This is a genomic window from uncultured Williamsia sp. (assembly GCF_947494875.1).
GTDB lineage: Bacteria > Actinomycetota > Actinomycetes > Mycobacteriales > Mycobacteriaceae > Williamsia_A.
Genome location: NZ_CANLWM010000001.1, coordinates 613,776 through 634,964, shown reverse-complemented (window position 1 = coordinate 634,964; position 21,189 = coordinate 613,776). Strand labels below are relative to the sequence as shown.

Sequence of the window (21,189 nt, the reverse complement as noted above, 5' to 3'; positions counted from 1 at the left end):
ACGCGCCGCGCTCGACGTCGAGCCCGACCGCGGTGTCGGCGCTCACGACCCGTCCGCCTGCGCGAGCGGCGCCCCGTCCCGCAGATGCGGGGCGATGGTGTTGGTCCACAGCGTCAGCGCACTCGCGATCGCCATGTGCATGTCGAGGTACTGGTAGGTGCCCAGGCGCCCGCCGAAAAGCACCTTCTGCGAGGCGGTCTCGGCCTTGGCGAGGTCTCGGTAGCGGGCCAGCTTGGTCCGGTCCTCGGGGGTGTTGATCGGGTAGTAGGGCTCGTCGCCCGACTCGGCGAAGCGGCTGAACTCGCGCATGATGACGGTCTTGTCCTTCGGGTACTCCCGCTCGGGGTGGAAGTGCCGGAACTCGTGGATGCGCGTGAAGGGGACGTCGGCGTCGTTGTAGTTCATGACCGGCGTGCCCTGGAAGTCCCCGGTGTCGAGGACCTCGGTCTCGAAGTCGAGTGTGCGCCAACCGAGCTCGCCCTCGGCGTAGTCGAAGTAGCGGTCGAGCGGACCGGTGTAGACCACCGGCGCGTCCGGGTTGGCGCCCCGCACCTCGTCGCGGATCTCGAACCAGTCGGTGTCGAGACGGACCTCGATGTCGTCGTGGCGCGCCATGTTCTCGAGCCACGCGGTGTAGCCGTCGACCGGCAGACCCTCGTGGGTGTCGTTGAAGTAGCGGTTGTCGAAGGTGTAGCGGACCGGGAGGCGGGTGATGTTGCCCGCGGGAAGTTCCTTGGGGTCGGTCTGCCACTGCTTGGCGGTGTAGTCGCGCACGAACGCCTCGTAGAGCGGCCGGCCGATGAGGCTGATCGCCTTCTCCTCGAGGTTCTGCGCGTCCTCGGTCTTGATCTCCCCGGCCTGCTCGGCGATCAGCGCGCGGGCCTGCTCCGGCGTGAAGTAGCGACCGAAGAACTGAGAGACCAGCCCGAGTCCCATCGGGAACTGGTACGCCTGCCCGTCGTGCAGGGCGAACACCCGGTGCTGGTAGTTCGTGAAGTCGGTGAACCGGTTCACGTACTCCCACACCGTCTCGTTGGAGGTGTGGAACAGGTGGGCGCCGTACTTGTGGACCTCGATGCCCGTCGTGGGCTCCGGCTCGGAGTAGGCGTTGCCACCGAGGTGGTGCCGACGCTCGACCACCAGGACGCGCTTGCCCAGTTCGGAGGCGGTGCGCTCGGCGACGGTGAGCCCGAAGAACCCGGATCCGACGACGATCAGGTCGTACTGCTGGTCATCTGCCACGGGGGTTCAGGGTAACGGACGCCTCGGGTGCCACCGTCACGCCGCGGGCGGCGACGCCGGCACCGCCGCGGGCGTGCTCGGGACCGGCAGGACCGTGGTCGGGATGGTCACCGGCGCGGACGCCGCACCCGGCAGGAGCTGGGACTTCATGCTCTTGATGAACTCCTCGACGAACTTCTGGGCGACCTGGATCACCACGCCCGACGACTTGGTGAAGATGAGAGAACCGAACTGGAACGCCTGCGTGATGATCCCGTCGAGCGGCGAGGACTCACCCGAGGTGGGCAGTCCCAGCGACGACTTCTCGTACCCGGCGCCGCCCCAGGCGCTGCCGATGAGGCCCTGGACGATCTGGGCGCCGGTCTGCGGCGACCAGTAGATCTTCCCCTTGTCGAAGTCGACGTACTTGGCGGCGCCGTCGGGGGTCGTCTTCTCGGTGTCCAGTGCGGCGCCGAGGGCGCCGGTCGGGCCACCGGTCGACATCCACTTCTGGGCGATCGCGCCGGTGTCGGTCGTCGAGAGCACCTGCTCGGCGCCGGGCGTCGTGGTCGACGACGTCGGGGGCGCGGTGCTCGTGGTCCCGACCGCCGACCCCGCGTCGGGCGTGGCCGTCGGGGTGGACGTGCCCGCGGCAGCCAGGTTGCCCGCGGCGACCGCGCGGATCGCCGGGAGCGCCGCATAGCCGAGGGTGCCGGGGCACTCGGTGCTGTTGTAGTCGCGATGACCGGAGATCACGGGCAGGTTCGAGGTCTCCCCCGCCCCGTACTTCGACGAGCTGAAGCCCTGTGACACCAGCTGCGCGGTGCCGTTCGGGTCGACGCCGGCGAGCTTGAGCCGCCACCCGAGGTAGCTGCCGACCGAGCGGATCAGGTCGGGTGTGGGGGCGACGTCGTTGTAGTTGCCCAGCATGGCCACGCCCACGGTGTCCCGGTTGAAGCCGCCGGTGTGGGTGCCCTGCACGTTGCGGTCGAGTCCGCCGAAGGCGCCCTCGAAGATCTGTCCGTACTTGTCGACCAGGGCGTTGTACCCGATGTCGCACCAGCCCAGCGTCTGCGCGTGATACGCGTAGATGCCGCGGACGATCTCCGCGGACTGCTCCGGCGTGTAGTCGTTGCTCCCGGCCGAGTGGTGCACCACCGCACCCTTCACCGCGGGGTCGTAGGTCGGCTGATCGCAGCGCTTCGACTCGTCGGCTCCCCACTGCGCGCGGGTGATGATCGGCGGCTGCTGGCCCGGCGGGACGCCGGTGGCACCGCCCGCGCCCCCTGCGCCGAGGCCTTTCAGCGTTCCCGTGCCGGGGTCGATGAGGGCGGCCTTGAGCGTCGAGACGACGTTCTCGAGCGGACTCGTCGTCGACGGGGTCGTCATCGGTGCCGGAGCCGTCGCGGTCGTCGTCGGCCCCTGCGGGGCCGGTGCGCCGCCGGGCGCCATCGGGTCGCCGGCCACCGGGGCGCGTGGCAGCGTGAACGCCCGCGGTGCGATCTCACCGGGCGTGACGGTCATCGGGGGATTCGACGAGGGAGCCGGGGTCGACGCGCCGACCCGCGGCGGGACGACCGCACCCTCCGGGGCCGGGGTGGCCACACCGGCACGCGTGACCGCGACCTGCACGGCACGGGTGGCACCCACCCAGATCGGTTCCGTGCCCATCGCGGTGGTGGTACGAGCCGGCCCGCCGTCGATCGCGTCGGCCGACAGCCACGGCCCCCACGACTTGTCCGCCTTCTGCGCGCGGACGTACGCGGTGGTCTGGGCCAGGGCGTCGGCCGCCGCGCCGGCGGCGTTCGGGCCGACGAGGTCGTCCCAGGTGAGGGCGATCATCGAGAACGGGTCCGGGCGGGAGATCTCCTTGACCACGGCTCCGGTGGGTGGCGCGCCGCCGGGCAGATCGGCGGACACCGGTGTCCGCGGGTCGGTGGTCACGGTCGGGGCGGGTGTCGTCGACGTCGTCGACGGCGGCAGGAGGGCGTCGAGGAGTTCCTTCGGCAGTCCCCCGGGCCCGATCGCGGGCAGCGACGACAGGTCGATCGGCGGCAGGGTCACCCCTGCTCTCGCCAGACCCGAGCGCACCAGGTCGACGACGACGCTGGGAACGGAGTCGAGGGAGACCTGCCGGACGGTGGTCTGCGTGGTCGTCGGGGCGCCCGCCTCGACCGCGGCGTCCGGCGCGCTGCCGGCGAGGAGCACCACCGCCGGGCTGGCGACGACCACCGCGGCGACGGTCGCGAGCACGACGGAATGTCGACGGGTGCGGTGACGCACGGCCGATGTCAGGCGCACGATGATGTCTCCCTCGGCGGTGAACGGAAATCGGACAGACCGCCACATCCTGGACGTCGGCCGTCGGCGCGTCAGGGATCCGACACGGCGCGTCGTGTAACTCGTGATGCTGTTGTGACTCAGTGGGGCTGTTGTGACAGCAAACCGGACACTAACGTCCCAGAGGTTGCTGTTCCCGACCGTGAGGACTCCCGCCGATGGCACGACGCGCCACCGACAGCTCACGGCTGCGTGGACCCCGGATCCGCACGCCACGCCGCGGCCCCGACAGCCGCGCACGGTGGGGGTGGATCGGTCTCGGCCTGGCCCCCGCGCTGGTCGTGACGGCGATCGCGACCGGGACCCATCTGTCCGACCGGACCGACGACGTCGCCCTGTCGGTCGGCAACACGGTCACCCTGATCGGCCACGGCCTGGGCCACGGCCGCGGGATGGGCCAGTACGGCGCGTTCGGCTACGCCAAACGCGGCTGGAAGTACGACCAGATCCTCGCCCACTACTACGGCGGTACCTCCGCGGGGAAGGTGGACAACCCGCCGGTGTCGGTGACGCTCACGAAGCAGCCGACGGCGAGTGTCCGCGCGGACGCCGGGGCGAGGGTCGGTGGCCAGGTGGTGGCTCCCGGACAGGCGGTTCGCCTGTCCGGGAGCACCGCCACCATCACGGCCGGCTGCGGTGGCGCCGTCGTGCGCACGGTGACGCTGCCGAAAGCCGTCGTCGACCCGATCACCGCGGGTGCGAACCGGCCCGCGAACGAGTGGCTCCGGTTCTGCGGGAACGACGTCGCCTACCGCGGGTCCATCGGACTGGACGGCGGGCGGGTCGTGAACATCGTCGGCATCGACGACTACACGAAGGGTGTGACGCCGCGCGAGAGTCCGGCCGGCTGGGCCGATCAGGGCGGAGCCGAGGCGCTCAAGGCGCAGGCCGTCGCCGCGCGGACCTACGCATTGGCCGCGGTCGCCACGGGCAAGAAGATCGACGACACGATGATGTCGCAGGTCTACGGGGGCGCGTCGGGTGAGGACCCGCGGACGAACGCCGCCGCCGACGCGACCGCCGGACAGATCCGCGTCGTGAACGGGCAGCCCGCCTTCACCGAGTTCTCCTCGTCCACCGGCGGCTACACCGCGGGCATCAACTTCCCCGCCGTCGTCGACGACGGGGACACCGAGTCGCCCAACCACAACTGGACCGCGACGGTCGGGGCCGGGAGCATCGCGTCGGCCTTCGGAGTCGGGACCCTGCGCGACATCGCCGTCACCGAGGCCAACGGGCTCGGCGCCGAGAACGGGCGCGCCACCAAGGTCCGCATCGTCGGCAGCGGCCGCACGGTGGAGACGACCGGCGACGACGTCCGCACGAAGCTGCAGCTCAAGTCCGCGTGGTTCACCGTGCAGGGACAGCCCAAGCCGCGGATCGTGGCGCCACCCGGCGGGGTCGGCGGAGCCGGCGGCGGGTCCCCGCTCGGCGGTGCGGTGACCGACGTGTCCGGCGGCCTGCTGCCGTCCGTCCTCGACGCGATCACCAAGGCCATCGGCGGGGCGACCTCGCCGTCGACGACGACACCGTCCACCACCGCCCCGTCCACGTCGGCGCCGTCGACCGGCGGGACCTCGGGGGTCGTCGGATCGATCACGCAGGGCATCGGCGGCATCGCGTCGTCCACGACCACGCAGTTCCTCACCGCGGCGATCGCCGCCATCGACGCGAAGATCGCCGAGCTCGGTGGGCCGTCGGGCGTCCTGGGGCAGGTGCTCTCGCCGGTCATCCAGCTCGTCGGCGGAGCGATGCAGAAGTTCGCGAACGGCACCGTCTACTTCAGCCCGGACACCGGCGCCCACGCGCTCGCCGGCTCGGCGCTGACCGACTTCGTCTCGAAGGGCGCCGAGGGTGTGCTCGGTTTCCCCACCCGCGACGCGGTGGGCGGCTGACGCGGCGGTATTGGCCCGCACAACGCGCACAGTGAACAAAATGTGCGCAATCTTCCCCTGGCCGTAGACCCTCGCGATGATCGAGGTCACGTCGACCAGAAGGTGTGATCTGTGACCGTCGCAACCGCGCTCCCCCGATCCGCAGTCCACGACCACCGCCCACCCCCGGACGTCGCGCGGAGTTGGCTGCTCGTCCCCGGCCGGCCCGACGCCCCCGACGCGTTCGACGCGGCCGCCGCGTCCGACGCCGACGCGCTGATACTCGACCTCGAGGACGGACTCCCCGCCGCCCTGCGACCCGAGGGCCGCCGCGCCGTGCGGTCGTGGCTGTCCACGCAGTCCGCGTGGGTGCGGATCAGCACCGCAGGGACTCCCGATTGGTCGGCCGACCTGACCGCCATCGCCGACGCACGCGGTCTGGCCGGCATCGTCCTGGCCAAGACCGAGTCACCGATGCAGATCGCGGCGACGCTCGGACGACTGGGCGCACGGGTCCCGGTGGTGGCGCTCGTCGAGTCCGCCCTCGGTGTGGAGAACGCGTCCGAGATCGCCCGTCGGCCGGGCTGCGCGCGCCTCGCGTTCGGGCTCGGCGACTTCCGCCGCGACACGGGCGTCTCCGCCGACCCGATGGCGCTGGCCTACACGCGCGGTCGGCTGGTCGTCTCGTCCCGCGCGGCAGGACTCCCCGCCCCGATCGACGGGCCGACGCTGAAGAACGCCGGCGACCGCCTCGAGGAGGAGACGCGGGTGACGGCGAGCATGGGCATGACCGCCCGCCTGTGTCTCGACGCCGACCACGCGGCCCGCGTCAACGAGCTCCTCGGCCCCTCCGCCGACGACATCGCCGCGGCCCGGGAGACGGTGGCGCAACTCGGGGGTGGCGGCGACGTCTACGACGGCAGCGCGCTCCCGACCCTCGGCCGCGCGCAGTCGGTCCTCGAGCGGGCGGAACGCCTCGGCCTGATCGCCGACTGACCGGGTACGCACCCCAGGACGACGAAGGACGCCCCGCCGACTCGGCGGGGCGTCCTCGTGTGGTCGGTGCGTCACCCCCCGGTGACGCGGTGGCGACCGATCAGCCGGTGACCGGCGCAGCGGAGCGGGCGGTGCCCACGTCGGTCATGCACAGCGCCGAGACGGTCGCGGTCCAACCGACCGGACGGTCCAGCTTCACGACGGGGTTCGGCTGCTCGACGCACGCCTGGTTGCCGTTGAGGCGCTGTGCGTTGAAGAAGTACAGGGAGACCTCCGCGCCGATCACGGCACTCTGCGGGGTCGGGTAGTACCGCGAGGTGAAGGTCTTTGTGTAGAACTGCTCGCTCTGCGGTGCGGCGGAGGAGGTCCCGGCGCCGACGGTGACCAGACCTGCGACTGCTGCGGTCGCGGCGACCCCCCCGGCAACGGCACGAACGATGCTTCGACGGTTCTGTGCGATGTCCATCACACCAGTGTGTCCTACGCCCGAGCGACTGTCCACGGCAGGGTCGGTGTCGGTTTCGTCCCATTTCGGAGCGGTGCCCGGGTCACGCGAACCAGCGCGCCAGGACCCGTCCGACGCCCTCGTCGTCGTTGCTCGTGGTGACCTCGTCGGCCGCGGCGCGTGCGGCCGGATGGGCGTTGGCCATCGCGACACCGTGGCCGGCCCACTCGAGCATCTCGACGTCGTTCGGCATGTCGCCGAACGCGACGACGGCGTCGCTCGACAGCGAGGCGATGTCGGCGAGGATCCGCAGGCCGCTGGCCTTGTCGATCCCGGGTTGCGCCACCTCGATGAGCCCGTTGTCGGTCGAGAACGTGATCGCCGCACGGCCGTCGACCGCGGCGCGCATGCGGGAGGCCATCTCGCCGCTGCTCATCGACGAGGCGCGGATGAGCAACTTCACCGCGGGCGCCGCGATCACCTCGTCGTCGCCGACCTCGGTGTGGTCCGGGTTGAGCCACGCGTGCTCGTAGCCGGGGTCGGCGACGAAGGTGGGGGTGGCGGCGTCCTCGCCCGGGTCACCGACGCGCTCGGCGGCCAACCCGCAGCCGGGGAGCTCGCGACGGGCCGCATCGGCCAGCTCGGCCAACGCGTCGGTGCTCAGCGTCGACGCGTGCAGGATCGAGTCGTGGACGATGTCGTACACGATCGCCCCGTTCGCGCAGACCGCGTAGGTCGCATGCGGCAGTTGACGCGCGATCTCGTCGACCCACCGCGGTGGTCGACCGGTCGCGAGGACGAACGGCACGCCGCGCTCGGCGGCGGTCGCCAGCGTCCGTCGCGTCAACGACCGCACGGTGCCGTCGTCGTCGATGAGGGTCCCGTCGACATCGCTCACGATCAGCGAGGGAGGCCCGAACCGGTGTCGCCTCACGCGTTCTCCGCACGCTTCGCGGCGCGGGCGGCGGCCTTCTCCCGCTCCTCGACCACCTCGATCTCGTGCGCCTCGGCGAGGGTCGGCGCAGATCCCCCCATCGCGGCCGGTACCCAGTCGGCACCGCGGGGGTGCTCCGGGTAGTCCGCCCGCGTCGCGTCGAGCAGATCGGACATCACCGACTTCAGGCGCTCCGTCTCGGCGCCGGGGTCGGCGGTCGGTTCGACATGCAGCGGCGTCCCGAACCGGACCGAGACCGGGATGCGGTGTCGACCCATGCGTCGGCTCGTGCCCTTCGACCACAGTCGTTGTTCGCCCCACACGATGCACGGGACGATCGGCACGTCGGCCTCCGCGGCCATGCGGACAGCGCCCGTCTTGAACTCCTTGAGCTCGAAGCTGCGGCTGATGGTCGCCTCCGGGTACACGCCGAGCAGGAAGCCCTCCCGCAGACGTTCCACCGCGGTCGCGTACGCCTCGGCGCCGGCGGACCGGTCGACCGGGACGGTGTGGGTGTGCTCGATGAGGAACCGCACGACGCGGACGTCCATCATCTCGGACTTGATCATGTAGCGAACGCGGCGGCCGGCCCGGTACACGCCGAGCGCGGCAGGCAGGAAATCGACGTAGCCCGTGTGGTTGACGGCGATCACCGCACCACCTTCGGACGGCACATGGTGCTCGTCCACAACCGACAGCTGTATGCCCTGGACGGCCGCGAGGGTGTGCGCCGCGATCTCCAGCGACCGGTAGACCGGTTCCATGGAACAAGGGTATCGAGGCCCTCTGTCCCGGCCATGATGGTCAGGATGGACGGGGCGGAACGGGTTCGGCGTCGCGGTGCCGCGCGCCCACCCGTCCGGGCTGACCCACTCGTCGACGAGCCCGACCTGATCGCGCAGGTGCGCTGGTGGTGGACCCACCCCTTCGACTACTCCTTCGCGATAACCCACCACTCGACCCGATCGCTCCATCTCCCGTACCGGCTGCTGATGGCGGTCGCGACAACCGGGATGGGCATCTGCTCGATGCTGCTCCTCGCCAGTGACCGTGGGCCGTCGGGAACTCTCGCCCGCGCCTGGCCGGTGGTCGTCCTCGTCGCCCAGGCGGTGTTCGTCGTGATCGTGTTGGTGGCGCCCGCGCCGCGGTCCGCGCGCACGGCCCGGATCGCGTTCGTGTCCGCGGCCGTCTTCTGTGACGTCGGGCTGACGTCCGTCCTGCTGCTCTACTCGCCCGTCGTCAGTGCCGTGGCCTGCGCGCTGTTCGCGCTGCCCAGTGCGCTGTGCGCGTTCTGCCTGTCGGCGCGATGGATGGTGGCGCACCTGGTGTGGTGCACCGCGGTCATCGCGATCTGCGGGTACCGGACCGCCCTGAGCGGTGAGTTCGACAGCTGGGCCGTGGCCGCCGGGATCGTCGTGATGCTCATGGCGGTCTGTCTGATGCCGACCGCGACGCACATCGCCTGGTCGCTGCTGTCGGCGGACGCCCGCGACTCCCTGATCGACCCGCTCACCGGTGTGCTCAACCGCCGGGGCCTGTGGTCGGCGATCCGACCGCTGTGGTCGTCCGCGCTGGACTCCGGTGCGGTGCTCGCGGTGATCATGGTCGACGTCGACGACTTCAAGTCGGTCAACGACCGCCACGGGCACGACGTCGGCGATGCCGTCCTGCGTGAGTTGGCGGCCGCGGTCGACGTCGCCGCACCATCAACGTCCGCTGTCGCACGGACCGGCGGCGAGGAGTTCACCGTGCTCGCGGCGGGGACAGACGACGAGGTCGGCGCCGTGGTGCAGGAACTGCCCGCAGCGGTGGGCGCGGCGGTCCGGACGGTGACGATCACCGTCAGCGTCGGTGCGGCGATCGTTCATCCCACCGTCGGCGGGGACCTCGCGCCGATCGTCCGGCGGGCGACGCGGGCCGCGGACGACCTCATGTACGAGGCCAAGAGGGCCGGGGGGGACACTGCGAGGGTGGGGGATCTCCGATGAGCTCGTTGCGCTCGCAGGCGCGGGGTCCGCGGATCGCCGACGGGTGGCCGCGGGCCTTCTGGCTGTGGCTGGTCAACCCCTACGACTACCTCTGGATCATCCATCACCACTCGATGCGACCCCTGAACCGTCAGCTGCGGTTCGCGCTCGCCGCCGCCACGACGATGATGGCGCTCGGTTCCGTGCTGGCGCTGCTGAGCTCCCGCGGACCGCGCGGCACGTGGGGCACCGCGATCACCCTGGTCATCCTGGTGCTGCAGGCGATCGTCGTCGTCGCGATCATGCGTCTGCCGATGCCGCGGACGAGGCGCCGTGCCCGCGCCTACTTCGTCGGTCTGCTGATCTTCGGCGATCTCGGCGTGGCCGCGGTGATGCTGACCCTGCCGCCGCTCGACGGCGCGTTCGGATGCGTGCTGCTCGCGCTGACGAGCACCATCTGCGTGTACTTCGTCAGCTCCCGCTGGGTCGTCGCGCATCTGCTGTTCGCGTTCTGGTTCATCATCGCGAGTGCGTGGCGGGTGGCGCGCACCGACGTCGTCGACCTCTTCGGGGTCGGGTCCGGCACGGTCGCGATGCTGACGGCCGTGTGCGGAGCCCCGATCGCGTCGCATGTCGCGTGGACTCTGCTGTCGGCCGACGCCCGCCAGTCCGTCCGTGACCCGCTCACCGGACTGCGGAACCGTCGGGGCGTCGAGGCAGCGCTGGAGGTGACGTGGGGCCGGGCACGGTCGACACAGGCGATGCTGGCCGTCGTCGTGGTCGACGTCGACGATTTCAAGGCGGTCAACGACACCCACGGCCACGACGAGGGCGACGAGGTGCTCCAGCGGCTCGCGGGCGCGATGCTCGCCGGCATGGGTGACGGTGCGATCGTCGGGCGCACCGGCGGCGAGGAGTTCATGGCGGTCGTCGTCGGCAGCCGGGAGGACCTCGTCCGGCGCGTCGAGTCGGTCGTGCCCAGACTTCGTGTCGCCGCCGGCCCGCAGGACACCACAGCCGAGCCGAGGTCGGTGACGGTGAGTGTCGGCGCGGCCGTCATCGTCGAACCGGCGTCACCCCGGCGCTCCGCCGACGATTTCCGCGAGGCGCAGCGTCGTGCCGACGGGCTCATGTACGAGGCGAAGCGCGCCGGTGGCGATCGGGCTCACATCGCCGATCTGTGACCGCCGCGGGTCAGTCGGACGACCGCTGTGCGCGCCGGGCCGCCCGCTCCGCGGCCTCCTTCTCGTCCTCCGCGTCGGCGTCGGCGAGCGTCGGCGCAGAACCACCGAGGCGGGCGGGGACCCAGAACTCGCCTGCGGGATGGGGGCCGTAGTTCTCCTGGGTGCGGTGCAGCGTCTCGACCATCACCTCGTGCAGCCGCTCGGTCAGCGTCTCCGGGGTGCCCTCGGGTGCGATCGGCTCGGCGACGGTGATGTGGATCGGCACGTTCGACCGGCCCATGTTCTTGGGGTGGCCCTTGGTCCACACGCGCTGCGCGCCCCAGATGACGTGCGGGACGATCGGGACCCCGGACTCGAGCGCCATCCGCGCCGCACCCGATTTGAACGCCTTGATCTCGAAGCTGCGACTGATGGTCGCCTCGGGGTACACGCCGACGAGCTCGCCCCGGCGCAGGTACTCGACCGCGGCCTGGTAGCTGTCGGCGCCGGCCTCACGGTCGACCGGGATGTGCCGTAGCGCCCGCATGATCGGGCCGGAGAGCGTCGAGTCGAAGACCTCCTTCTTCGCCATGAACCGCACCTTGCGGCGGCCGTGGAGGAAGGAGGGCAGGCCGGCGTAGGTGAAGTCCATGTAGCCGGTGTGGTTGATCGCGACGACGGCCCCGCCCTCGGTCGGGATGTTCTCCTGCCCGATGACGGTGAACTTCAGTCCCTGAAGCGCCCACAGCGAGCGGGCGACGGTGATCACGGTGTCGTAGGCGGGTTCCACGCCGACCACCCTAGTGGGCGGTCTCACCTGCACGTCTCGGGTGACGGACCGGGCCGCGACTATCCTCGACCGGAGCAGACGGCCACGCGAGAGGACGGGTACACGTGCAGGTCACCAGCGTCGGGCACGCGGGATTCCACATCCGGACGGCAGCCGGGACGATCCTGTGCGACCCGTGGGTCAACCCGGCCTACTTCGCGTCGTGGTTCCCGTTCCCGGACAACTCCGAGCTCGACTGGGCGACCCTCGGCGACTGCGACTTCCTCTACGTCTCGCATCTGCACCGCGACCACTTCGACGCGCGCAACCTCGCCGAGAACGTGAACAAGGACGCGCAGGTGCTCCTCCCCGACTACCCGGTGCCGGATCTGCGTCGTGAGCTCGAGGCACTCGGCTTCCACCGCTTCGTCGAGACCGAGGACTCCGTGACGACCACGGTGTCGACCGACCGCGGCAGCCTCGACGTGATGATCGTCGCGCTGCGGGCTCCCGCCGACGGTCCCATCGGCGACTCGGGGCTCATCGTCTCCGACGGCGAGACCACGTGCTTCAACATGAACGACGCGCGCCCCGTCGACCTGTCGGTGGTCCACGATGCGTTCGGCCACATCGACATCCACCTGCTGCAGTACTCCGGCGCCATCTGGTACCCGATGGTCTACGACATCCCGCGGCGCACGAAGGCGAACTTCGCCGCGCAGAAGCGTCAGCGCGGGATGGACCGGGCACGGTCCTACATCGAGCAGGTCGGTGCCACCTGGGTGGTCCCGTCGGCCGGTCCGCCGATGTTCCTCGACGACGAGCTGCGGTACCTCAACGACACCGGCGACGTCGACGACAAGGGCCGCCCGACGAGCATCTTCCCCGACCAGGCGACGTTCCTGGAGCAGATGCGCGAGCACGGCACCGACGACGGCACGAAGCACCGCGGGCTGATGATGGTCTCGGGCTCGACGGTGGATCTGCAGGGCTCGGAACTCGTCTCGATAGAGCACCCCTACGCGCCCGACGAGGTGTTCGGCGAGAACAAGGCCGCCTACCTCGAACGGATGGCCGAGAAGTTCGCACCGGTCATCGCGGCCGAGAAGGCCACCTGGGCCTCCGACGACACCGGCCCGCTGTTGCCGGCACTGCGCGAGCTGTTCGAACCCATCATGGGCGCCAGCGATCTCATCTCCGACGGAATCGGATACCCGGTGGGTCTGGTGCTCGGTGAGGAGACCGTCGTCCTGGACTTCCCGAACCGGATCGTGCGCGAGCCCAAGGAGGGTGAGGGCAAGTACCGCTACGGATTCCGCATCGCGCCGGAGCTCGTCCGCACGGTGCTCCGCGACGACGAGCCCGACTGGGTGAACACCGTCTTCCTGTCGACGCGGTTCACCACGTGGCGCGTCGGCGGGTACAACGAGTTCCTCTACACCTTCTTCAAATGCCTGACGGCAGAACGCATCGCCTACGCCGACGGCTGGTTCGCCGAGGCCCACGACGACACCGCGTCGATCGAGAAGGACGGCTGGGAGATCCAGCGTCGCTGCCCACACCTGAAGGCCGACCTGTCGGCGTTCGGGGTGATCGAGGGCGAGAAGCTCACCTGCAACCTGCACGGCTGGTCCTGGGACCTGCCGACCGGTCGCTGCCTCACGTCGAAGGGCCACGAACTCCGGGCTCGCCGCCTCGAGTCGTGACCACCGACGCCGGCTCCGCCCGCACCTACGCGGGTCGGTCGGTGGCCGATCGACGCGCCGAGCGCCGACGGCGGTTCGTCGACGCGGCGATCGAGGTGTTCGGCACCTCCGGGTACGCGGGGAGTTCCGTGACGGCCTTGTGCCGCGAGGCGGGCCTGTCGCGGCGACAGTTCTACGAAGAGTTCACCGACCGGGAATCGCTGCTGCTGACCGCCTACGACGAGATCCAGGCGCACGCCCGAGCCGAGATCGGCGCCGACCTGGCCGCGGCCGGCACGGACGACATCCCGACGCTCGCACGGGTGGCCATGACGGCGTTCATGCGGTCGTTCGGCACCGATCGCCGGCGAGCGGCGATCGTGTTCGTCGAGATCGTCGGCGTGAGTCCCCGTGTCGAGGACCATCGGTTGGCGGGTCGTGAGGTGTGGGTCGACTTCTTCGGATCTGCGGTACGTGACTACACGGGACGACCGGCGGGTGACGCGGCCGAGGACTCCTACCGCGCAATCGGTTTCGTCGGTGCGCTGACCGCTGTCGTGTACCGGTGGAGCACCGACGGTCCGGATCGTCCCGACCTCGATGCGATAGTCGACGTGCTGGCGCAGATCCTGCTCGCCTTCATCCGCATCTGACATCCGCCCTTGTGGCGTGGCTCACCCTGGGGTAGCTTTCGCCCACGAGTGAGACGCCGGTGTCTCACATCGACGAGAGGACACGGCGTGCGGGTTCTTCGGCAGGGATGGTTCGCGCGGTGCGTGGTGGTGGCGGCTGTGTCCGTGGGACTCGCAGGAGGTCTGGTGGCACCGGGCGCGGGCGCGGCGCCGCCGGCGTCACCGTCCGTCGTCCCCGCGCCGTCGTTCGGAACCGTCCCGTTGCCACCGGAGTTCGACGCGCGGTTCTACGCGCCGCCCGCCGCCACTGTGGCCGCCGCCCGCCCGGGTCAGATCCTCGCCGCGCGTCGGGTCAGCCTCGCCGCGTTCTCGCTCGTCCCGATCGCCGTCGACGCGTGGCAGGTGTCCTACCGGTCGACGGACACCCGCGATGAGCCGATCCCCGCTGTCGCGACCGTCATCACGCCGCGGGGCGTCGACCCCGGGAAGACCCGGCGTCTCGTGTCGTGGCAGTCGGCGGAGGACTCCACGGCGCAGTACTGCGCCCCGTCCTATGTGCTGCAACAGGGTTCGGTGCCCGGCGCCGTCAGCGGCACCGTGAACTCGTCGCTCGAGGTGCTGCAGATCGCCTCGCTGCTGGCGACCGGGTCCTCGGTGGTCGTCCCCGACCACGAGGGTCCGCGGTCGGCGTTCGCCGCCGGACCCCTGGCCGGGCGCATCGTGCTCGACGGGATCCGCGCGGCACGCTCGTTCGCACCGCTGCGGCTCGATCCGGCCGCCCGCATCGGGATGATGGGCTACTCGGGCGGGGCCATCGCGACCGGCTGGGCCGCCGAACTGCAATCGACCTACGCACCCGACCTCCGGATCACTGCCGCCGCTGAAGGGGGTGTCCCGGCCGACGTCCGGGCGCTGGTCGATCTCGCTGACGGGAACCTGGGATCGGGTCTGATCGTCGGCGGCGTGATCGGGGTCAGCCGGGAGTACCCCGAACTGGCCCGATTCCTCGACCGGACCGCGACGCCCGCCGCGCGCGCACTGCTGGCGGTGAAAAACCCTCTGTGCGTCGCGTATCAGGCCGCTCTCGTGCCCTTCCTGCCGGTCCGCTCGCTGTTCGCGGTGCCCGGTGACCCTCTCGACCACCCGGTGCCCCGCGCGGTCCTCGGGGCGTTACGGATGGGGCGGACGACGCCGGCGATGCCGTTGTTCGTCTACCAGTCCCACCCCGACTGGCTGGTCCCCGTCGGGCCTGTCGACACCCTGGTGCGCACCTACTGCTCGCGGGGCGGACAGGTGGAGTACCTTCGCGACCACTTCAGCGAACACCTGTCGCTGGCGGTGGCGGGGTTCCTGCCGGCGATGCTGTGGATGAACGACCGCCTGGACGGGATGCCCGCGCGCAGCGGCTGTTCGACGACCGACGTCGGGACCATCGCCGGTGATCCCCGGGTACGCCAGGCGTTCGTCGCACAGGTGGGCGACGTCCTCGGCGGCCTGGTCCAGCGACAGCTGGGGAACCCGCCGCGGCGGTGACCTGGTGATCAGCGCCGTCGAGACGGCCACTGTGGCAGCAGGTCCCGCAGGGCGGCGAACTGCTCGACGTCGACCCACGAGGGGTTGCTGCCGGCCGGCATCCGGAGGACCTCCAGCGCGCTCAGCGCGGGGATCTCGCGGAGGTCGTCGGCGCGGAGTCGGTCGGCGGGACGGAGCAGCGCGATGTCGGTCGGCACCACCAGTCGTCCGTCGCCGTCCGGGACGGCGGGCCCGGTGAGCCGACCGATCCCCCAGACGCCGCGCGGAGCGCGCCCGGACACCGCACCGCTCACCCAGAGGATCGCGCGGTGCCCGCTTCGCATCATGGCCGCCCGGTAGTTGTCGGCGACACAACGACTCTCGACGGCGGTGAGGCCGTCGTCGATGGCACCGACGATGTCCCATCGGGCACTGTCGGCCTTGAACAGCCATGCGCCGAGGGCCGCCTCGGTGACCGCCTCACGATAGGACACGACTGCATCGTTCCCCGGACGCCGGGTCCGCAAACGCCGAACCGGCCGCACCCGGGTCACGGGTGCGGCCGGTGAGCGGCGTGCCGCTGGCACCGCGCGGTCGGGGTGGACCGCGCGAGATCGGTGACTACTTCGCGAGGAAGTCCAGCAGGACCTTGTTCACCTCGGCATGGTGCGTCCACAACAGCCCGTGCGGGCCGCCCTCGATCTCGACGTACTCGGCGTCGGGGAGGGCCTTGTGGAACTCCCGACCGGTGGCGTCGATCGGGAGGATGTTGTCCGCGGTGCCGTGCACGATCAGGGTCGGCACGTCGATTTTGGGGATGTCCTCGCGGAAGTCCGTGAGCCAGGTCGGCTGCGCGTGGATCGACGAGTACGGCGACGCGTTGTAGGCCAGCTGGGTGTTGGCGTCGAGCGCCTCCTGCGAGAGACGGTTGCCGAGGTAGTCGTCGGTGTTGAAGAAGTTCTGGAAGAAGCTGGTGAAGAACGCGTAGCGATCGGACTTCACGGCGTCTGCGAGCCCGTCGAACACGTCCTGCGGGACACCGGTGGGGTTGTCGTCGGTCTGCAGCAGGTAGGGCTCGAGCGAGCCGAGGAACACGGCCTTCGAGACTCGGCTCGAGCCGTGGTTCGCGATGTACCGGGCCACCTCACCGGTGCCCATCGAGAAGCCCACCAGCACGGCGTCGTTGATCTCGAGGGTGTCGAGGACGGCCTTGAGATCGGCGGCGTAGGTGTCGTAGTCGTGGCCGATCGTCGGACGGCTCGACCTGCCGAAGCCGCGGCGGTCGTAGGTGATGACGCGGTAGCCGGCGTCGAGCAGGGCCTGGGTCTGCTTCTCCCACGACGACCCGTCGAGGGGGTAGCCGTGGATGAGCACGACGGGCTGACCGCTGCCGTGGTCCTCGTAGTAGAGCTCGATGGGCGCCGAGTTCTCCGTGCCCACGGTCGTCACGTATGCCATGCCATCTCTCCTTCGATCGATGCCCCGGAGAACGTGCGTTCTCCGATGTCCCTCACTCTAGAGAACCAACGTTCTCCGGTCAAGTAGGATGGTGCGATGACGTCGCACGAGGCCCCGTCCCCGGTCGAGCCCTCGACCGGGGTGGGCGGGGACGACGGCTCGGTCCGCGACACGGTCGTCGCGGCCGCGGACCGACTCTTCTACGAGCGCGGGATCCAGCAGGTCGGCATGGACGAACTGCGCGCGGCCGCCGGGGTGTCGCTGAAGCGTCTCTACGCCGAGTTCGAGGGCAAGGACGCCATCGTGCTGGCGGTCCTGCGCCGTCGACACGCGATGTGGGTCCGGGGCATCGACGCGGCCGTGGAGCAGCACCCCGGTGGGCGGGAGAAACTGCTCGGCATCTTCGACTTCCTCGCGACGTGGTTCGCCACCGACGACTTCCGCGGATGCGCGTTCATCAACGCGTTCGGCGAGCTCGGCGGGACCTCGGAGCGGGTGGCGCAGGCGGCGCGGGAACACAAGCAGTCGTTCCAGGCCTACGTCGACGGTCTCGTCGCCGAGATCGGCGCACCGGAGACGCTGGCCCGCCAGCTCGTGTTGCTGGCCGAGGGAGCGCAGACCACGTCGGCGATCACCGGGGACCCGACGGCTGCGCGGCACGCACGCGAGGCCGCGGAGGTGCTGATCTCGGCCGCCACCGCCCAGTCCTAGAGATCGCCGGTGAGGAACTGTGCGACGCCGCGGCCGAAGGACCAGTCGGCGCGGGTGTTCTCGACGAGCGACACGATCAGATCGTCGCCGTCGAGGCCGCACTCGTCGTGGAGACGCTGCGCCAGCGTCGCGTAGAGAGCCTTCTTCTGGTCCGCGTCACGGCCCTGCTGGGTCACCTGGATGACGACGAGGTCGTCGGTGCGCGTGTAGCCCAGACCGGTGTCCTCGGCGATGATCAGGCCCGGCTTGTGCTCGGTGATGAGCTGGTAGCGGTCCCTCGGCGGCGCGGCGAACACGTCGAGCATCACCGACTGCACGACGTCGGCGAGACGACGGAGCGCTGCGGCGTCCCTCCGGTTCTCGATGACGTGGATGTGGACCAGGGGCATGGGCTCGACCTGCGTTCTCGCTGAGGGAGCCGCACGCGTTCTACGCTCGGCCGACGACGCCCGGGACAACCGGACGCCCGCGACGGGTATTCCGTCGACGACATCCGGGAGGGCCCATGACGTTCGACGCGGTGACCGAGTGGACCGCCGCGCAGCAGCGGGTGATCGGACTGGTGGGTGCGGCGACGTCGGCTGCGGTCGAGTCGCGTGTTCCCGCCTGCCCCGACTGGACCGTCCGGGACCTGCTGTCGCACATGGTCGGGATCGGCGTCGACGTCGTCGCGGGCAACGAGCCCGACGATCACGGCGCGGAATGGACTGCCGCACAGGTCGACGCGCGACGCGACCGCGACGTGTCCGAGCTGATCGCCGAGTGGCGGGGGCTGACCGACGCGATGGTCGCGCACCTGCGCACCGTCGGCGATCGACCGATCAACGACATCGTCATCCACGAGCAGGACCTGCGCGGGGCGCTGCGCATCCGCGGCGCCACCGACACCCCGGCGGCCCTGCATGTGCGCGATCGGTTCGCCGGCCGACTCGGTGACCGCGTCGCCGGGTTGCCGACGCTCGCGCTGCGCGGGACGAGCTGGAACTGGCGATCCGCCGAGGGTGAGGCGACGGTGGTCGTCGCCGCGTCCGACGCCGACCTGGCGCGTGCCCTGGTCTCCCGCCGGTCGGCGGCACAGCTGCGCGCGTGGACGGTCGTCGGCGACGTCGGGCCCTATCTCGACGCGTTCGCGGTGCTCGGGGAGCTGCCGACGGTGGACCTGGCCGAGTAGTCCCGCGTCAGCCCTGCTCCGCGGCCCACTCGGCGATCCGGCGTTCGCTCTCCTCCGGGGACAGGTCCTCGACGCGGGTCATCACCGACCACCGCACGCCGAACGGGTCGAGGACGGACGCGAACCGATCACCCGAGACGAAGGTCATCGCCTGTTCGCGGATCGTCGCGCCCCGCGCCGCCGCGCGCTCGACGGTCGCGTCCACGTCGGTCACATAGACCGCCAGTGAGTAGACGACCGGCGCACCGCCCGTGGGCGCGGCGAGGTCGTAGTCGGGGCTGGGTTCGCCGAGTTGGAGTCGGCCGTCGGGGAACTGCAGTTCGGCGTGGGCGACGGTACCGCCCATCTCGGTGACGCCGGCGATCTCCGCGCCGAACACGTCGCGGTAGAAGTCGATGGCCTCGCGTGCGGGCGTGACGACGATGAACGGCGTCAGCGACGAGTAGACGTGCGGTCGACCGTCGGTGGTGTGGGTTCCGGTTGCCGGGGTGGTGTCCTGTGTCGTGGTCATGGCTCGATCGTCGTCGCCGCCTGCTGGTGGGTCTTGAACATCTGCGACAGACTGACCCGACGATGGGCCCGTCCGAGATCCGCCACGCGGTCGCCTCGCGCGGCCACCTCAACCCCGGGTCACCCCACGTCGTGTTCGACCGCTTCGACCTCGGGCTGCCCGAGCTCGTCCGCAACGTGTGGGTGGTGCGGTGGGACGTCCCACGCCCACTCGTCCAGCGGGTGTTGAACTACCCGGCGGTCAACGTCGTGACCGAGGCCGGACCGCAGGTCGACGGGCCTCACCACACCGGCCTCTACGGGCCGACGCCGAAGGTCAGCACGCGCACGCTCCACGGCGTGGGATGGGCTGTGGGCGTGCTGTTCCGGCCCGCCGCGACGCCCCTGCTCACCGACCTGACCGCGAGCGAACTCCTCGGTGTGGACGTCGTGTTCTCCACCGGTCCGGCGGATGCGCTCGCCGACGAGATGCGCGACGGCGGGAGCCGCGACGCGCTCTCCACACTCCTCCTCGACTGGCTGACGCCGCTGGCCGATCGGGTCGACGAAGCCGGTCGGCTGGCCAACCGCGCGACCGATCTCGCCGAGAACCGCACCGACATCCTCGCCGCCGCGGCCTTGGCCGAGGCCGTCCACGCCTCGCCGCGCACGGTCGAACGGATCGTCCGTCGCCACACCGGCTTCACGCCGAAGCAGCTCATCGAGTGTCGCCGGATGCAGACCGCGGCGACCCGGCTGTACCTCGAGCCCGAGACCGACCTCGCCGGTCTCGCCGCCGATCTCGGCTTCGCCGACCACGCGCATCTCACACGTCGCTACCGCGCGGTCATCGGTGAGACGCCGAGCGCGACCCGGGAGGCCGGGCGGTCCCGTCCCGGCGCGTGACTCAGGCCGGCGCCGGCTCCGACTGCTCGGACTGCGCCGACGCCTCCACCGCGCCGGACCACGCGACGGTGACCGCGCCGACGACCGCCGCGACGAACCCGAGAACCGCGAGCCATGCGAGGCCGCGGACGGTCTGGTCGCCGAGGAACAGCACGCCGATCACCCCCGGTACCACCGTCTCGCCCACCACCAGCGCGGCGGTCGCACCGTTCACCGAGCCCAACTGCAGCGCAACCGTGTGCAGGTAGAAGCCGCCGCCACCGGCGACGGCGAGGGCGTACAGCGCGGGGTCGGCGAAGAGCGCGGAGAGCGAGAACGGATCGAGGCCGTCGAGGATGCGGACGGAGATCGCGACCGCACCGAACAGGGCGCCCGCGGCGAGACCGGCAGCGATCGCCGCCCTCGACCCGAGCCACCGCACGATCGCCACCGACAGAACCACCAGGGCCACGGTGGCGGCGAGCACCACCCAGTGGAACAGCATCGACTCGGTCTCGCGGGGGTTCTCCTTCGCCGAGACGCCGAGGGCGCACAGCGCGGCGATCACCGTGGCGATGGCGACCCAATCCCGCACGTGCAGCCGGATGTTCAGCACGACGATCCCGAGGATCGCCGTGATGACCAGGTTCGCGCTGATGATCGTCTGCGACAGGAACAGCGGCGTGAGCCGCGCGGACACCGCGCCGCCGACGAACCCGAGGACGTCGAGCACGGTGCCGACGATGAACAGGACCGACAGCATCGCGGCGATCGTCGACCGCAGCGTGGGTCCGCCGGTCGCGGTGGACAACCCGGTGTCACCGCGCGCGAGGGCCTCCTCGTGTGAGCGCCGGGCGGCCAGCGCCTGCAGCACCGACGACACCCCGTAGGCGACGCTGGCGAACAGGGCCGCGAGGATGCCGGCGATCATCACCGG

Annotated in this window: 21 protein-coding genes; 10 read left to right on the top strand and 11 right to left on the bottom strand. The window is 70.8% G+C overall.

Annotated elements, in window-relative coordinates:
- Nucleotides 1-42: 42 nt before the first annotated feature.
- Nucleotides 43-1,242 (bottom strand): UDP-galactopyranose mutase, encoded by a 1,200-nt coding sequence (gene glf / locus Q1A98_RS03220; RefSeq protein ID WP_299569820.1) that lies wholly within the window; start codon nucleotides 1,240-1,242, stop codon nucleotides 43-45.
- Nucleotides 1,243-1,278: 36 nt separating this feature from the next.
- Nucleotides 1,279-3,522 carry an N-acetylmuramoyl-L-alanine amidase gene (locus Q1A98_RS03215; RefSeq protein WP_299569819.1) on the bottom strand — a complete coding sequence of 748 codons (2,244 nt, stop codon included), beginning with the start codon at nucleotides 3,520-3,522 and terminating at the stop codon, nucleotides 1,279-1,281.
- A gap of 197 nt (nucleotides 3,523-3,719) precedes the next feature.
- Between Q1A98_RS03215 and Q1A98_RS03210 the strand changes: the two genes are divergently transcribed.
- Together Q1A98_RS03210 and Q1A98_RS03205 are read left to right on the top strand one after the other, a co-directional pair.
- A complete protein-coding gene (locus Q1A98_RS03210; protein WP_299569818.1) occupies nucleotides 3,720-5,456 on the top strand; it encodes a SpoIID/LytB domain-containing protein in 1,737 nt (578 codons plus the stop codon).
- 111 nt (nucleotides 5,457-5,567) lie between these two features.
- Nucleotides 5,568-6,431, top strand: a complete 864-nt coding sequence (locus tag Q1A98_RS03205; protein WP_299569817.1) for an aldolase/citrate lyase family protein — start codon at nucleotides 5,568-5,570, stop codon at nucleotides 6,429-6,431.
- Nucleotides 6,432-6,531: 100 nt separating this feature from the next.
- Here the strand turns inward: Q1A98_RS03205 and Q1A98_RS03200 are convergent, their stop codons facing one another.
- The 3 genes from Q1A98_RS03200 to Q1A98_RS03190 form a co-directional block, all read right to left on the bottom strand.
- On the bottom strand, nucleotides 6,532-6,897 hold the full coding sequence (locus tag Q1A98_RS03200; RefSeq protein ID WP_299569816.1) for a hypothetical protein: 366 nt from the start codon (nucleotides 6,895-6,897) through the stop codon (nucleotides 6,532-6,534).
- A gap of 82 nt (nucleotides 6,898-6,979) precedes the next feature.
- Nucleotides 6,980-7,774, bottom strand: coding sequence for an HAD family hydrolase (locus Q1A98_RS03195; RefSeq protein ID WP_299569814.1), 795 nt, complete (start codon nucleotides 7,772-7,774; stop codon nucleotides 6,980-6,982).
- A gap of 32 nt (nucleotides 7,775-7,806) precedes the next feature.
- Nucleotides 7,807-8,574 carry a 1-acyl-sn-glycerol-3-phosphate acyltransferase gene (locus Q1A98_RS03190; protein WP_299569813.1) on the bottom strand — a complete coding sequence of 256 codons (768 nt, stop codon included), beginning with the start codon at nucleotides 8,572-8,574 and terminating at the stop codon, nucleotides 7,807-7,809.
- Between the two features lie 45 nt (nucleotides 8,575-8,619).
- On the opposite strand from Q1A98_RS03190, the gene Q1A98_RS03185 reads away from it, so the two are divergent.
- Together Q1A98_RS03185 and Q1A98_RS03180 are read left to right on the top strand one after the other, a co-directional pair.
- The gene (locus Q1A98_RS03185) at nucleotides 8,620-9,798 is read left to right on the top strand and encodes a diguanylate cyclase (protein ID WP_299569811.1); all 1,179 of its coding nucleotides are present in this window, start codon (nucleotides 8,620-8,622) and stop codon (nucleotides 9,796-9,798) included.
- Nucleotides 9,795-10,961: a diguanylate cyclase gene (locus Q1A98_RS03180; protein WP_299569809.1), complete on the top strand. Its 1,167-nt coding sequence runs from the start codon at nucleotides 9,795-9,797 to the stop codon at nucleotides 10,959-10,961. The genes Q1A98_RS03185 and Q1A98_RS03180 overlap by 4 nt, the downstream gene beginning before the upstream one ends.
- Before the next feature lie 10 nt (nucleotides 10,962-10,971).
- Here the strand turns inward: Q1A98_RS03180 and Q1A98_RS03175 are convergent, their stop codons facing one another.
- Complete coding sequence (locus Q1A98_RS03175) at nucleotides 10,972-11,730, bottom strand: 1-acyl-sn-glycerol-3-phosphate acyltransferase (RefSeq protein WP_299569807.1); 759 nt, start codon at nucleotides 11,728-11,730, stop codon at nucleotides 10,972-10,974.
- Between the two features lie 104 nt (nucleotides 11,731-11,834).
- On the opposite strand from Q1A98_RS03175, the gene Q1A98_RS03170 reads away from it, so the two are divergent.
- From Q1A98_RS03170 to Q1A98_RS03160, 3 genes are all read left to right on the top strand, one after another.
- Complete coding sequence (locus Q1A98_RS03170; RefSeq protein WP_299569806.1) at nucleotides 11,835-13,415, top strand: MBL fold metallo-hydrolase; 1,581 nt, start codon at nucleotides 11,835-11,837, stop codon at nucleotides 13,413-13,415.
- Complete coding sequence (locus Q1A98_RS03165) at nucleotides 13,412-14,047, top strand: TetR/AcrR family transcriptional regulator (RefSeq protein WP_299569804.1); 636 nt, start codon at nucleotides 13,412-13,414, stop codon at nucleotides 14,045-14,047. Before Q1A98_RS03170 ends, Q1A98_RS03165 begins: the two co-directional genes overlap by 4 nt.
- Nucleotides 14,048-14,134: 87 nt before the next feature.
- Nucleotides 14,135-15,559 (top strand): lipase family protein, encoded by a 1,425-nt coding sequence (locus Q1A98_RS03160; protein ID WP_299569803.1) that lies wholly within the window; start codon nucleotides 14,135-14,137, stop codon nucleotides 15,557-15,559.
- Between the two features lie 8 nt (nucleotides 15,560-15,567).
- On the opposite strand, the gene Q1A98_RS03155 is transcribed toward Q1A98_RS03160, so the two are convergent.
- Nucleotides 15,568-16,032, bottom strand: coding sequence for a hypothetical protein (locus tag Q1A98_RS03155; protein ID WP_299569801.1), 465 nt, complete (start codon nucleotides 16,030-16,032; stop codon nucleotides 15,568-15,570).
- Nucleotides 16,033-16,159: 127 nt separating this feature from the next.
- Entirely contained in the window at nucleotides 16,160-16,996 is an 837-nt protein-coding gene (locus Q1A98_RS03150; RefSeq protein WP_299569799.1) for an alpha/beta hydrolase, read from the bottom strand.
- A gap of 96 nt (nucleotides 16,997-17,092) precedes the next feature.
- On the opposite strand from Q1A98_RS03150, the gene Q1A98_RS03145 reads away from it, so the two are divergent.
- Nucleotides 17,093-17,707, top strand: coding sequence for a TetR/AcrR family transcriptional regulator (locus tag Q1A98_RS03145; RefSeq protein WP_299569797.1), 615 nt, complete (start codon nucleotides 17,093-17,095; stop codon nucleotides 17,705-17,707).
- Here Q1A98_RS03145 and Q1A98_RS03140 read toward each other — a convergent pair.
- Nucleotides 17,704-18,096 carry a tautomerase family protein gene (locus tag Q1A98_RS03140; RefSeq protein WP_299569795.1) on the bottom strand — a complete coding sequence of 131 codons (393 nt, stop codon included), beginning with the start codon at nucleotides 18,094-18,096 and terminating at the stop codon, nucleotides 17,704-17,706. The genes Q1A98_RS03145 and Q1A98_RS03140 overlap by 4 nt on opposite strands.
- 116 nt (nucleotides 18,097-18,212) lie before the next feature.
- On the opposite strand from Q1A98_RS03140, the gene Q1A98_RS03135 reads away from it, so the two are divergent.
- Nucleotides 18,213-18,878, top strand: a complete 666-nt coding sequence (locus Q1A98_RS03135) for a maleylpyruvate isomerase family mycothiol-dependent enzyme (protein ID WP_299569793.1) — start codon at nucleotides 18,213-18,215, stop codon at nucleotides 18,876-18,878.
- A 7-nt stretch (nucleotides 18,879-18,885) separates the two neighbouring features.
- Here Q1A98_RS03135 and Q1A98_RS03130 read toward each other — a convergent pair whose 3' ends face one another.
- Nucleotides 18,886-19,389: a VOC family protein gene (locus Q1A98_RS03130; protein ID WP_299569791.1), complete on the bottom strand. Its 504-nt coding sequence runs from the start codon at nucleotides 19,387-19,389 to the stop codon at nucleotides 18,886-18,888.
- Between the two features lie 62 nt (nucleotides 19,390-19,451).
- Between Q1A98_RS03130 and Q1A98_RS03125 the strand changes: the two genes are divergently transcribed.
- Nucleotides 19,452-20,273, top strand: coding sequence for a helix-turn-helix domain-containing protein (locus tag Q1A98_RS03125; RefSeq protein ID WP_299569790.1), 822 nt, complete (start codon nucleotides 19,452-19,454; stop codon nucleotides 20,271-20,273).
- 1 nt (nucleotide 20,274) lies between these two features.
- Here Q1A98_RS03125 and Q1A98_RS03120 read toward each other — a convergent pair whose 3' ends face one another.
- Nucleotides 20,275-21,183, bottom strand: a complete 909-nt coding sequence (locus Q1A98_RS03120) for a hypothetical protein (RefSeq protein WP_299570529.1) — start codon at nucleotides 21,181-21,183, stop codon at nucleotides 20,275-20,277.
- Nucleotides 21,184-21,189 lie beyond the last annotated feature (6 nt).